Origin of the sequence: Klebsiella sp. CN_Kp113 (assembly GCF_040064585.1) — a bacterium.
GTDB classification, from domain to species: domain Bacteria; phylum Pseudomonadota; class Gammaproteobacteria; order Enterobacterales; family Enterobacteriaceae; genus Klebsiella; species Klebsiella michiganensis.
Genome location: NZ_JBEAID010000035.1, coordinates 55,332 through 68,086, shown reverse-complemented (window position 1 = coordinate 68,086; position 12,755 = coordinate 55,332). Strand labels below are relative to the sequence as shown.

Sequence of the window (12,755 nt, the reverse complement as noted above, 5' to 3'; positions counted from 1 at the left end):
AAGCCATCAGAAAGGGATAAAAGAGGAAATCGCGTTCGGTGGGAGGCCATCACATGAGTATCTTCGAGGCGCATTTTCGCAGACTACACGCCCGCTACGGCGCAGGTCAGACGCACGAATTACAGATGCACGAGATCGCCGCCATCTTCGGCTGTTCGGTGCGTAACTGCCGAATTGCGCTGAAAAAGATGCACCAGGAAAAATGGCTCGACTGGCAGCCGCAGCGCGGACGCGGCAAGCGTTCACGACTCCATCTGTTAACCTCGCCGGAAAAGCTGTTCAGCCAGAACGTCAATAAGCTGCTGGAGAAGCAGGATTACGGCAACGTGCTGCGGTTTATCGGCAACGACAAGTATCTGCTGGATCGCCTGAGCCTGTGGCGCTTTGGGGTACAGGATAAAAGCAGCGAAACGCGGGTACGCATCCCCTACTATCGCAATCTGGATCCGCTTAACCCGCTCGTCCCCCTGCGACGGACCGAACGCCATCTCCTGCGCCAGTGCCTGAGCGGACTGACGCGCTATGACGCCGTTCAGGGCAGGATCGTCCCCGATATAGCCCACTACTGGACCCACAACGAGGACTTCACCCGCTGGGAGTTCTGGCTGAAATCCACCGCCCGCTTTGCCGATGGCAGCGAACTGGATGCCAGCGCCGTTCAGCGCTGCCTGCTCGCCGCCAGCCAGAGCCCGCAGTTCGCCCCGCTTTTCAGCCCAATCAAAACCATCACCGCAGACGCCCCCTGGCATCTGGTGATTGAAACGCATCACCCGGTCAGACGGCTCGACTGTCTGCTCGCCACTCAGCCGACGATGCTGTTCGATTACCAGCGCGGACTCATCCGCTCTACCGGTGCTTTCCACCTACAGGAGCACAGCGACAACTTTATGGTTTTGCGGCGCAATCAACACTGGCACCAGGCGCGCCCCGGACTGGATGAGATCACCATTTTCACCTGGGCTCCGGAGCATATCAGCATGAGCTTTATTCCCCTGCTGCGGGGTGAAGAGGCGCAGGATGACCGCCCGCTCAACGAGCGTAGTCTGGAGCAGGGATGCTGCTTTGTGCTGCTCGACGGTGACGGAGCCTTTGCGGATGAGGCCGGAAGGCGGTTTATCAATTACCTGCTGCAACCTGTCGAACTCCTCAGCCAGACGCAGCTTCCCGACGAATATGCGCGCATCCTCTCCGTTGCTCAGGGCATGCTGCCGCAGTGGAACCACCGCCCGGTAGATTTTGGCGGGATCACCGCGCCGTTTAACCTGCGTCAGCCAGTTATTATCAGCACCTTTCAGCAACCGGAACTGGTGGAGCTTGCCGGAGCAATTCGCCGCCTGCTTGAACGCTGGCATATTCGCGCCGAAATACGGATCGACGCATTTGATAGCTTTAACACCCAGCCGCGCCCCCCTGCGGATATCTGGCTCAGCAACTTTATGCTCGATACCCTTTCGGTTCCGGCGTTTCTGGAATGGCTGGCGTCCACAGCGCTGTTTACGCGCTTGCCTGAAGCCCAGCGACAAAACCTGAACGCCCTGCTGCCGACCATTCTGAACAGCGATGATGAACAGGCCTTCGCCACCATTGCCACCTTTTTCCATGAGATGACCCATCAGCGATATGTCATTCCTTTGCTGCATCACTGGATGGAATTTGCGACCGAGAAGTCATTTACCTGGCGGGATTTAAATACGCTGGGATGGCCGGATTTCAGCCAGCTCTGGCTCGAATAATGCACGCCCGCAAAAGCTCGCTAAAGGGCCTTTAAAGGCCTTTAAGGGTAAGGGAGGGAAGTGCGGGATTTGGGTTCGGGGAACGTTTGGTCATCTGCATTGGCAATGCCCTCAGATTCCATCGAATGGTGAAATCCATAACACCCTTTCAGTCGTACTGCTAGCACAAATTCAGAACGACATGTATCCATCACTAAAATCAAAATATCTAGCAAACCACATACACCTCGGATTATGTCCAGCTACGTTAATGCATTGGTACTATTTTGAAGGATGACTTTATTCACTAGAGATCCGAAAATATGTTTAAGTGGAAGTTTGGTTAAACTTCAGTCTTTCTAATAAAATTGCGTGGTCTAACACCACCCACCTTGGAGCACGTCTGATGTGTAGTGATGAAGCTGAAGAAACTTGGATTTGTGCCTCATGCATAGGAGAGTCTTTCCTCAGTACCCGGATCAAGAATGAAGGCCTTAACGAGGTCTGTACTTACTGTGGTGAAAAGAGTCCCTGCTTCACGCTTGAAGGGATAAGTGATGTAACCGAGACAGCCATCGAACAACACTTCATACGGACACCAGTAGATCCTGACCCTATGGAATACGCCATGATTAAGCATGGGGAGCATAGCTGGTATCGGCATGGCTATGAAATAGACACTCTTATTGAAGATCTTCTTCAGACCCGGACGGCAGTTGCCAGTGCAGTTCAACAGTGTCTGGAGAGCAGACACTATGACTTTGATTCGGCTGTTATGGGAGAGGAAACCGAGTTTTACTCTGGATCACATTATGAAGAACGCCAAAAGGTTGATACGAGTCACCTTGACGGTATGTGGGCAAAATTTGTCTCCAGCCTGAAAACAGAATCCAGGTTCATAAACCATTCAGTCAGAGAAACGCTAGACGGCATTTTCAGCGGCGTAGAGAACATGCATGCTGGCAGAGAGAAAGAGGTTATCATTAAAGCCGGAAGCGGTACGGCCATACCTATCCTTTATCGTGCCCGGTGGTGTCGTAACCACGATGATCTTGAGAATATGCTGGTTAATCCTGATCGTGAACTGGGCCCTCCGCCTCACAATTTCAGCGGTGCAAACCGAATGAGTGCCAGAGGCATTTCTGTTTTTTACGGGGCCAGCTCTGTTGCAACAGCAATCCCGGAAATTCGTCCACCGGCTGGATGCAACGTAGTCTGTGCCGGGTTCCGTATCATCCGGCCCCTCAGGTTATTAAACCTTCCGGCCCTCGAAAATGTCTGGGAGGGCGGGAGTTATTTTGATCCCGACTTCATTAATAAACGCGCACAGGTCGCTTTTCTGAGAAAGTTGTCCGGGTTGATGACAGACCCTGTTCTGCCTGGTGAGGAAGAGTTCCTCTATATCCCGACCCAGGTTATTGCCGAATATCTAGCCGATTCCTCTCAGCTTGCACTCGACGGGATCCTTTACCCCTCGGTCCAGAATCCTAATCTCTCGCCGTCTGAAAATTATAATGTTGTCCTGTTCCATAAAGCTTCAAGGGTAAGATATCTTACAATGCCTGCACTGACTGACTGCAGGATCAGTTATGGGCATATGTACGCCAAAGATGACTGGGAAGAGGACATCTGCGTAACGCAGATAGCTGAAATGGAGGAGTCGACACCGGAAAAAAACGGATATGATGTGGCCAATCGCCCCTTTGATGACCGTAAACCCGCACTGGAAATTGAGCTCGCAACCGTCAGTGTTCACCACATTCGCGGGGTTACTCTTGACTACTCTTCTGCCGAAGTAAGCCGGAGAAAGCATATAGTCGAAGAACTCGCCTCCAGATCGAATATCCCCGCAACGCCGCCCTGGGATGAGGGCTGGCCGGATGACATACCGTACTGATTATCGACTAGTCAGGGTCAATGGCGTAGTAGCTTGATCTTGGTAAAATATCGCTTCTGTGTAACACCTTGTCAGTCGTTAAACCTATTGCAACTCACTGTTTTTCTGTCTTTTGTACATAGAATCTGGAAAAACGATAAACCGAAAACAACAGATACTCGGAACGACAATAACAAAATATTTTCGGGTGCCGACACCGCTGTGCAGATGGCGAACAATGGGGCCTGACTTATATGATATGAGGCCAACCATGATTGATATCACCATGGGTATTGCTGCTCAGGCACTACAAATTCTGAAAACCAGACTCCGCCACTGGTGCTCTGAACCTGATCCCGTTTGGAATTCCACATGGCCGGTATTTGAGCAATACCTGCAGTAACAATTTTTCGCAGACATATCTCTTCAACGATATAAAATATGTCGTACTTTGTAACCTTCCGGGAAAAATTAGATGGGAAATTACGCGGATTTTGAAACCGACTTTGTAGAGCGAACCATTGCCTTAATCGAGCAGTACACCGGGACGGTTGAAGAACGCCCCTTTCCTGAGCAGTTTAATTACACCCTAATCCTGAACTGTCTGTTAGGCCTCATCGTTATGCCCAAAGAACGGGTGATATCTAGGCTACCTGCAGATCGGCTGACTTCTGAGTTGAAGGCACAGATGGGGCTGCGTCATTCATCCCTACCGGGTCCTGAAATGACACTAAAAAATCTCATCATTAAAATGCGGCATTCTGTTGCCCATTTCAGTATAGAGACCCGCGCACTTAGCCCGGAAAATCTGATGGATGAAATTGTTTTTATCGACACCGAACAAGGAAGTGAGAGAGAGGTTTACGCTATTTTCAAGACTTCAGAGCTGTTCTCTTTTCTGAAGTATTATGCTGACAGCTTAGTGACAAACTTGCATCGCCGATCTACTCAAAGACTGAACCTGCAGGAAGTTCAGTAAAAGGACTAAAGAAGCAATGCCTATTCTCGACTGCTCAACCCGGGCCAGTACCCTCCGGTCGCTTTCTGCCGGGTTTGGTTGTTCACCATCCAGTTTGTCGGTTGCCCTCCTGGCTTTCGATCTTGATGCTCTTTATGAGACTGACCTGCACATTGATATCCCCCCTGAGGAATACCTGTATCATTATGCATGTGAGCGTTTTGGAGCTCCGGCTGACTATTCATCCGCCTACTGGTTCCATGGTACCCGCACTGTTCCGGGTAACCTGTTCTCTGACGGGTTACTCAGCCTTGAGCAGTCAGAAAAACGTGTGATGGACATGCTTATCGCCCTAGCGCCAGATACTGAAGTCAGTAGCCGACTGCAGAAGTGGAACGTTCATGGTGGTGTACCGGAGGAGATGTTCCGGATGCGTACCTTGGATCCGGCGCACTGGGGACCCTATGGCTACCTCATTCGGGAAACGCACGAACACGCCAGCTTACTCAGCCAGCATGAGTACCTCGGGTTACCCGAACTGGTCGAAGACGTCTGCAGGGCCTATCAGCAATATTATGGCCGGGATCTGTCCACACATTATCAGCAACTGCTTCAGCCTTGTATTGTGTGGTTTATATCGGTTGTACAACATCAGCTGCACGCCCTCAGTGCCGCGTTAAGTTATGCGTATACCTCAGTCAGAGGTATTCGGCCCAGCGGGCTATCGATATACGGTATTGATCGGGGGGGGATACCGGTGTCGCATGAACAAATTGTCAATGTGGAGTTTCTGTAACAATCAAAGCAGTATACCGTCCGGCCCCCTGTAGATGGCTTTTATCGTCAAAATACCCTGCTGCTACGGCAAGTAATTATTTGATATAATATGGTTTCGGTAAGGAGTAAGTAAAACATCACGACAGGGAAAATACATTAATTTAATAGTCAGGTTGATTAATAGTGCGGATTAATTACGGCGGTTATTAGTCGAGAGCTATATATAAGGGAATTGAAGATTTGTAATAAATGATGCTACTAGCACAAAGCCGTCAAAATTGAAGCATAGTCAGATATGTTATGAGTTACAAGCCAACGGTTACTATTGCGAAGGCACCCATCACGCTAAATCTTTAACCATTTACTCTTTAAAAATCATAATCATACAAAAAACCTTACATATCAACATCATCGCCACTCTTTTTGCGCCTTCCCTTCCCCGCAAAAAATCAAAATCCCCAACAAACTCAACCACCTCCCCCACCAATTACAAGGACGCCAGCCAGAGTCATCCGATGAAGTCCTGAGAGCCCGCACGGCGCAAGCCCTGCGGGCTTTTTTGTGTCTGTATCGGTCTGGCGGGAATGACTGAGGACCGCAGCCTTGTGGTGCCTTTTTGGGCTCCAGGAGAAAGAGCCAAAAAACGCGGGTCCTAAAATGGTAAAACTCATTAAGAGGCTCATTGCGGCTGAAAGCACAAGCATGAAGCCTTCAGAGCAGACAGCCCGAATATCTGTAATGGGTCAGGCAACGGTTGCCTGCACAATATGAGAAACCGCTGCGACTATTCAGGCAAGGCAATCAACGGCATGGAAAAAGAGCTCTTCCGTCATGATGGCATTCTCTTTTTCGCTCTGATGTTCACGGCGGATAAACCAGCCCGTTTCCGGCGCCATGCTCAGGTAAAACAGCTGAGTGATTCCGGGGGCATTAACCCGCATTGTCATGCAGCCCGTTTCCACACCTCGACAGAGCTGTTCAGGTACTATGCTGACGTGACGATCGCCGTTCTGGAGCCGGATTGTGGTGATGTCATAACGGCATATACCGCTGTTCAGGCTATAGCCGATCGTGCTCAGATCATGGATATGCTTTGTTGATAGAATGATCTCAATGCCGGAACCCGCAAACCACTGGCTGATTTGCTGCACCAGCGCATCCATCCGGCGGCGGAATGCCTGAATTTCCGCCTCAGCGGATTTATTGCCGGGCGGTATGCTATCGGAGTTCTGCTGCACTTTCTTAAAAAAACGTTCTCTGGCCGACACTTTATCGCCCCCGTTAACTTTTAATACGTTGTGAGATATGCGCTGAGCGGCATTCTCTTTTTTTCATCGCCGCTCCCGCCACCTTATTTTTCGTAAACAGATTAAGCGCACAGCACTACGGCGCGGGCGGGATCGATGGCAATCAGCTCGGCAAGCAGGCGGTCCATAGCAGACTGCAGGCGGTTTTTGTCGGTTTCACTGCGCCCGGCCTTCATGCGTAGCAGCCTGAGGTGGCGGGCTTTGACTTCGAACAGCAGACCTGTCTCCCATTGTGCCAGCGGAATTCCGGCAGCATCCGCGCCCAGTTCCGCCAGCAGGTGTTGCGCCAGCTCATTTTTGCCGGTCTGCTCGGCAATACGCGCCATCAGCAGGCGCAGCAGCCAGCGGCTGCGCACGCTGGTGATACCCGGGCGGTTCTGCAGCCAGGCCAGCGCCGCCTCCGGGCCGTCGCTGTCGGCAACAGCGAGGGCCTCCGGCTCCAGCAGCAGAATATCGTCATCGCCGGATGCGGTAGCGGCGCTGGCGGCAGTATCATCCCGCCAGCCTGCGGCGTTCTCCAGCACCTGCTGTTGTATCCAGTTCAGCGTGACCTCATCGGCAAACGGCGTGCCGTCGTTAAATGCCAGTCCTTCCAGCCCCGTCAGCCGGGACAGCAGCCCTTTCAGGTCGTTCTGAATAATAGCGGCTTCCGCTTCCCGCCCTGCCTTCAGCAGAGCCTGGTGGATATACCACTGCAGGTCCAGCCACAGATGATTCGCGCCACGAGAAAACATCCCGTCAGCCTGTTCCAGCAGTTCTGTCCAACTCTGCTGGAGATACAACCGCTTCAGCAATGCCCGCTGGTCCGGCTTCGGCGGTTCAATACGGGTTCTGCCTTCTGCTGATAGCGGCGGCAGCTGATATAGCGTGTCGTGGCGGATGCTTTTCATCAGATGGTGAGCGGCCAGCCAGCCCTCCGGCTGGTCACCGAGATATTTCGCCAGGATACGCGCCTGCGTCAGCAGTTCCTGGCCGGAGGTGATAGGGCTCAGCGCCGGCGTATAGTTGTTTGCCTGAGAGGGCGAAACATCGCTGACATTCTGCGGCACGACGGCATCCGGCCCGCCCGACTTCAACAGACGGGTCTCGAGGACGCCGCACAGCGCATCGGGGACAGTCCCCTCCTGCGCCTGCTCCATCAGCAATAATGCGCCGCTGATACGCAAGGCATCAGTACTGCCGGCCTCGGGGTACAGCGACAGGCTGTCAAGCATCCGCTGTCCGGCGAGCCAGTCAAATGCGGCCCTTCGGCTGCGCTCCCGCAGCGGGTGCAGCTGCTCGCCAAAACCCTGCATCAGCCCGGCCAGCAGTTCCAGTCCGTCCGCCAGACCGCTTTCGCCATCCCGGTGCAGCCGCGCCCACGCGTAATATGAGGCAACGCGAATATCTTTGGTCACGGTGGTGAGCAGTTTTTCGGCCAACCTACAAATCAGATCGCTATCCGCACCGGTGATCTTGTTCACCTCTTCGCGCATCTGCTGGAAATCATCATCGTAGCCGGGATCGTCCCCCGCGGGTTTATCGGCTGACAGCGGCTGCAGCCAGTTATTCCACAACAGCAGACGTTGTTGCGTTTGTACCGCCAGCGCATCAGCAGCGGCCTGACAGACTGAAATCAGAGTATAAACATTGGCCATCAGTACATCTCCTCTCCGGTCAGCGCGGGGCCGGCTGCCAGCGCCATTCGGGCCACGGAATCAGCCACCTGCGCGTCCAGCATATTCCCGGTTAATCCATTAAATAACGCACGCCGTTTATTTCGGGGCCAGCGCGCTGATTTCGTCGCGTAATTCCTGCGTCAGCGCCGGGTCTTTCAGGATTTTTTCGAACTCTTTTCTGAAAATGCGTGCCCTGGGCACCTCATTCTGGAACGTATCAGCCATAGGGGTCCCTTCCCGTGAGGAATAATGTGTTAAAGATAACGGCGTGTGATGACCAGGATATAGTAGAGCAAAGCGCCAAAAAATATCAACCTGCCGGCCCCAAAGTCCATTATAAGACTTTCCTCAGACATCTTAAGGCAAATGTAAAAATGAAACGCATCAGACAAACAAAGCCGGTATGTAATAACAACCTTTTGCTTACAATAAAGGCTGAGTGTATACCTGGCAGAGGAATATGAATTAAATTCATATCTGAATAGACAGAGTTGATTGATGCAAATCAATGTGCAGCGGAAATAAAGATCACTCCTGACACTGAAAAAATCGCGAATGGCGAAGTGTGAAATAAATTATTTTTTTATGGTTTACAGGCTGTAAGCCGCCCAGCTCTGGGTATTAATATGGTTATAATTAATGACTGGCAAGATTAATATAAAATTCACAAATAATATCCGGCAGATATCAATTCGGGATTCATTGGGAAAGGGACAGGATCGCAGTTACGTCTTCATACTCGTTGAGAATGGTAATATGCTGCTTTTCACACCTCGCCCCGTATGACGAAGCGGCGCATTACGCCGGGGGAGGCCTCGGGCGTCACCGCCTTTGAGTCAAACCTCATGCAGCTGGATTGGCTGCTGCCGGAAGCGATCGGTTGAAAGCGCGATGGGCAATATTCTGCCCGCCAGGCGATAGTTGCAGCCATGATGTCCGTCCCGGACATCTGACTGCCCCCCCCCTGGTATGCGGGCGATGGCTTTGCGGATACGCAAGTCGGCGGGGAGCCGCTATCGATCGCTCAGGGAATGAGTTCGAAGGTAATGGAGATTAAGGTATCCGGGTTCAGGTCCGCTGGCGTGCTGCTATACAGCGAGCCGGCCTGTCCATATAGCGTGACCGTTCCGCCTTTTAATCCGGATGATAGTACTTTGGCCATTAGCGGATCGATTTGCTTATCGTAAACCATCTTTGAATTCATCGTATTGAGTATCGGCGTACCATCAAGCTTCTTCTCAAGGATATTCATAGACAAAGTCTCATTCGACTTGTACGACTCCTTTCCTTTTTTATCAACCACAAAATAGACACCATTAGGCAAAATCTCATATTTCTTGTTTTTGATTTTAGCCATGATTCTTTTTTCAATATCGACGTACTTAGACGATAGTTGTTCGTTAAGCATGTTAACGATACTTTCTATTTCATTTTCTTTAATTTTGAGTTTTTTATTATAAGCGTCGTTAAACCCGGAAACCAACGCTGAAGGCGCCAGCTTGACATTATTGTCGGCCATTTTATTCACATCGGATAGCGCCTGGGTAAGGTAGAAAACGCCGAGCGCATAGGCATTTTTATGACTTTTATCCGCAAGGCTTAAATCACTTTGCTTGATAGCCAGGCTATCGAGCGTAGACTGTAATTTTTTATTTTTATCGTTTAAAGCAGCGACTGAAACATCATATTCTTTCTGCGCGGTTGCGGCGGCGGCGGCCAGCTCGGCGTTCTTTTTGGTCAGCGCATCAAGCGCGGTTTTCTGCTGGCCTTCTCTTTCCGCGCGCTGCTTGTTCAGCGCGGCAATCTGCGCCGACAGCGCACGGGTGGTCTCATCCTGCTTTTTCTGCGCCGCTTCGGCGGCAGCGGCCAGCTCGGCGTTCTTTTTGGTCAGCGCATCAAGCGCGGTTTTCTGCTGCTCTTCACTCTCCGCACGCTGCTTGTTCAGCGCGGCAATCTGCGCCGACAGCGCACGGGAGGTCTCATCCTGCTTTTTCTGTGCAGATTCGGCAGCGGCGCGCAGTTCCAGATTCTTTCCCGTCAGCGTATCGATCGTCGATTTCTGCAGGTTCTCACTCTGCTCCTTCTGCGTTTTCAGCGCGGCAATCTGCACCGACAGCGTGCGGGTGGCCTCATCCAGTTTTTTCTGCGCCGCTTCGACAGCGGCGGCCAGCTCGGCGTTCTTTTTGCTCAGCGCATCAAGCGCGGTGGTCTGCCCGCTTTCGTTCTGTGCACGCTGTGCCGTCAATGCGGCGATCTGCGCCGTCAGCGAGCGGGTGGTCTCATCCAGTTTTTTCTGCGCCGCTTCGGCAGCGGCGGCCAGCTCGGCGTTCTTTTTGCTCAGCGCGCTCACGGCGGTAGTTTCGCCGCTCTCTTTCTGTACACGCTGTTCACTCTGAGCCTTCAGCGCGGCGATCTGCGCCGACAGTTCGCGCGTCGTTTCAGCGTGCTTTTTCTCCGCCGCTTTGGCGGCAGCGCTCAGCTCCGCATTCTGTTTCCGCAGAGCGTTAATCGTACTCTCTGTTTTATTCTGATGACTTTTTTTTCTGACGACGTCCTGCTTCTGAGGCGTTTTTTTATCAGGGCTATCGTTATTTTGCTTAGACGAGACCGACTCCCCGCTGGCGGCGCCTGAGGCCGGCGGATTGTTTATTTCGAGTTTCGATATATTATCAAGGAAGTCTCCCGGCTCAGCACGAGCAGGAAACACAACAATAAGGGTAAAAAGAGCAAATACAATCGCAGGACCTCGTAGATTGCATATATTCAGTTTCCCCTTAGCGTCCATCATCTGGCCAGCCCATCCTTGAGTTCAGCTTTTCTTGCCCGGCTTTCAAACTCTTTAATTAATTTCTGCGAAATGCTATTACACTTATCGTTTATCTTGTATTCAAAAAGCGGTGTAATCGTTGATTTTACGCTGGCGGAGGTTTGGTCTGAAACAGAAGCATAAAACTTAGCGTCATTGATTAAACCATATAGCTCGTTTGAGTCCTGCTGAAACTTTTTATCGAGCTTAACTAAAGCGTCGGCATCCTGGATACACTGCTGTAAAGCAGGAACCTGCGCGGGCTGTTCATTTTGAATGACATCTTTTTTTATGAGTGCGCTCTGCGGTTTTTTACCATTAGTACACCCCTGTAATAAACCTACAGAAATGCACACCAATGCCAATAAGCTATTTCTTATCATCTTCCCATCCATTAGAAAAAAAATACGTCAAAAATATATTTGTCGATTGCAGCAGAAAAAATTTTAACAAACAACGTCAGGCGTTGGATTTAACATTAATTCAGAAAAAACACACAAAAAGGTCATTTTTTAACCAGGTCGGGAATGGGAATTATCCAGGTGCAGGACGATATTTTTATCTAAGCTTTTTCTTAGCCACATATGATTAATGGCACATTACCTTTTATATGCCTGATATTGAGCGGTCTTTTTACAATTCTAATCAGGCATAAGCTGTTACTCATTCAATACGAATCTCATTCGCTCCACTTCGGTCTGGCCACCGTATTCTTCTTGAGTAGATTGCGAAACTCCTTCAGGTAGGGTTCGTTGCTGCGCCCGCGCTTACATATCGCCGAGAAGGGAGATTGAAAGCCAAACTCATTGGGCAGCAGTACGCGCAGGCGATTCTCCTTAATCCACGGCCAGGCGTAGTGCTCGGGAAGGTAGCCGATGTATTTCCCGGAGAGGATGAGCAGCAGCTGCGCATCGACGGTTTCAACGGTCGCGCTGCCCTTGCTGAACCCGCGCCGCCGCAGATCGCTGGTATTCCAGTAGCTGCGCGTCACCAGCGGACACTGGCTGATCAGCTCTTTATCGAGCTGTCGACTGAAGAACATGGGATGCAGGTCGCTGCAGTAGAGCCAGTGCTGCTCGCGATAGAGCGGTTCGCTGATGATGTTATGCACCCGCGAGTTGTAGCTGCCGATGGCGAGATCGATATGGTTATTCAATACGCCGTTAAGCTGTTCCGCCGGGGTACGGATAATCAGCTTGATATGCACATTAGGAAACTTATCGCTAAAGCTGCGCAGCACGACCGGCAGCGACAGCGCGGTTTCCGTCTCGATGGAATCAAGCGTTGAGATACAAATCGTGCCGCTATGCTCGCCTTTCAGCAGCGCCGACTGGCGCTCCAGTTCATTCAGTTCGCTCAGCACGCGGATCGCCTGCTGTAAAAAATGCTGCCCTTTTTCGGTCAACGCAAAGCCGCCGCGCCCGCGCTGACACAGGCTAAAGCCAAGCTGGCCTTCCAGCTGCGACATCGCATTGCTGATCGCGGAAACGGAAATCCCCAGCTCCTGCTGGGCCCGGCCATAGCTCTCAAGACGGGCCACCGCCTCAAAAACCTGGAGCTGTCGAATGTTAAGCGTCGCGTCGTTAAGCATGGCGTCTTAGTTCACTAATAAATGAACTAAGTATTTGCGGCAGACGATTTAAAGTCCAGCACATCTTTCG

At 51.4% G+C, this 12,755-nt stretch carries 9 protein-coding genes and 1 pseudogene; 4 read left to right on the top strand and 6 right to left on the bottom strand.

Annotated elements, in window-relative coordinates; genetic code table 11:
* Nucleotides 1-53 precede the first annotated feature (53 nt).
* The 4 genes from ABLV30_RS22795 (at nucleotide 54) to ABLV30_RS22780 (ending at nucleotide 5,342) form a co-directional block, all read left to right on the top strand.
* Nucleotides 54-1,733, top strand: coding sequence for an SgrR family transcriptional regulator (locus tag ABLV30_RS22795; protein WP_265800421.1), 1,680 nt, complete (start codon nucleotides 54-56; stop codon nucleotides 1,731-1,733).
* Nucleotides 1,734-2,118: 385 nt separating this feature from the next.
* Entirely contained in the window at nucleotides 2,119-3,609 is a 1,491-nt protein-coding gene (locus ABLV30_RS22790) for an RES family NAD+ phosphorylase (protein WP_240949879.1), read from the top strand.
* A 454-nt stretch (nucleotides 3,610-4,063) separates the two neighbouring features.
* Entirely contained in the window at nucleotides 4,064-4,567 is a 504-nt protein-coding gene (locus ABLV30_RS22785) for a HEPN family nuclease (RefSeq protein ID WP_151350085.1), read from the top strand.
* A gap of 16 nt (nucleotides 4,568-4,583) precedes the next feature.
* On the top strand, nucleotides 4,584-5,342 hold the full coding sequence (locus ABLV30_RS22780; RefSeq protein WP_167820575.1) for a hypothetical protein: 759 nt from the start codon (nucleotides 4,584-4,586) through the stop codon (nucleotides 5,340-5,342).
* Between the two features lie 769 nt (nucleotides 5,343-6,111).
* Here the strand turns inward: ABLV30_RS22780 and ABLV30_RS22775 are convergent.
* The 6 genes and pseudogenes from ABLV30_RS22775 to ABLV30_RS22750 all read right to left on the bottom strand — a co-directional run bounded on the left by ABLV30_RS22775 (nucleotide 6,112) and on the right by ABLV30_RS22750 (nucleotide 12,685).
* Nucleotides 6,112-6,591 carry a hypothetical protein gene (locus tag ABLV30_RS22775; protein WP_014226459.1) on the bottom strand — a complete coding sequence of 160 codons (480 nt, stop codon included), beginning with the start codon at nucleotides 6,589-6,591 and terminating at the stop codon, nucleotides 6,112-6,114.
* A gap of 101 nt (nucleotides 6,592-6,692) precedes the next feature.
* The gene (gene tssA / locus ABLV30_RS22770; protein ID WP_265800413.1) at nucleotides 6,693-8,267 is read right to left on the bottom strand and encodes a type VI secretion system protein TssA; all 1,575 of its coding nucleotides are present in this window, start codon (nucleotides 8,265-8,267) and stop codon (nucleotides 6,693-6,695) included.
* Nucleotides 8,268-8,384: 117 nt separating this feature from the next.
* Nucleotides 8,385-8,471: pseudogene (locus ABLV30_RS22765) on the bottom strand (type VI secretion system contractile sheath small subunit); the annotation flags it as partial.
* 841 nt (nucleotides 8,472-9,312) lie between these two features.
* The gene (locus ABLV30_RS22760; protein WP_348865677.1) at nucleotides 9,313-11,076 is read right to left on the bottom strand and encodes a cell envelope biogenesis protein TolA; all 1,764 of its coding nucleotides are present in this window, start codon (nucleotides 11,074-11,076) and stop codon (nucleotides 9,313-9,315) included.
* Nucleotides 11,073-11,477, bottom strand: a complete 405-nt coding sequence (locus ABLV30_RS22755) for a hypothetical protein (protein WP_014226465.1) — start codon at nucleotides 11,475-11,477, stop codon at nucleotides 11,073-11,075. The genes ABLV30_RS22760 and ABLV30_RS22755 overlap by 4 nt, the downstream gene beginning before the upstream one ends.
* A gap of 296 nt (nucleotides 11,478-11,773) precedes the next feature.
* A complete protein-coding gene (locus ABLV30_RS22750) occupies nucleotides 11,774-12,685 on the bottom strand; it encodes a LysR family transcriptional regulator (RefSeq protein ID WP_004135102.1) in 912 nt (303 codons plus the stop codon).
* Nucleotides 12,686-12,755: the final 70 nt, after the last annotated feature.

Bases quoted from the DNA above. Each gene is read 5' to 3' on its own strand.
- ABLV30_RS22785 (WP_151350085.1), top strand. From the start codon at position 4,064: ATGGGAAATTACGCGGATTTTGAAACCGACTTTGTAGAGCGAACCATT.
- ABLV30_RS22750 (WP_004135102.1), bottom strand. From the start codon at position 12,685: ATGCTTAACGACGCGACGCTTAACATTCGACAGCTCCAGGTTTTTGAG.
- ABLV30_RS22755 (WP_014226465.1), bottom strand. From the start codon at position 11,477: ATGATAAGAAATAGCTTATTGGCATTGGTGTGCATTTCTGTAGGTTTA.
- ABLV30_RS22780 (WP_167820575.1), top strand. From the start codon at position 4,584: ATGCCTATTCTCGACTGCTCAACCCGGGCCAGTACCCTCCGGTCGCTT.
- ABLV30_RS22790 (WP_240949879.1), top strand. From the start codon at position 2,119: ATGTGTAGTGATGAAGCTGAAGAAACTTGGATTTGTGCCTCATGCATA.
- ABLV30_RS22795 (WP_265800421.1), top strand. From the start codon at position 54: ATGAGTATCTTCGAGGCGCATTTTCGCAGACTACACGCCCGCTACGGC.
- tssA (WP_265800413.1), bottom strand. From the start codon at position 8,267: ATGGCCAATGTTTATACTCTGATTTCAGTCTGTCAGGCCGCTGCTGAT.
- ABLV30_RS22760 (WP_348865677.1), bottom strand. From the start codon at position 11,076: ATGATGGACGCTAAGGGGAAACTGAATATATGCAATCTACGAGGTCCT.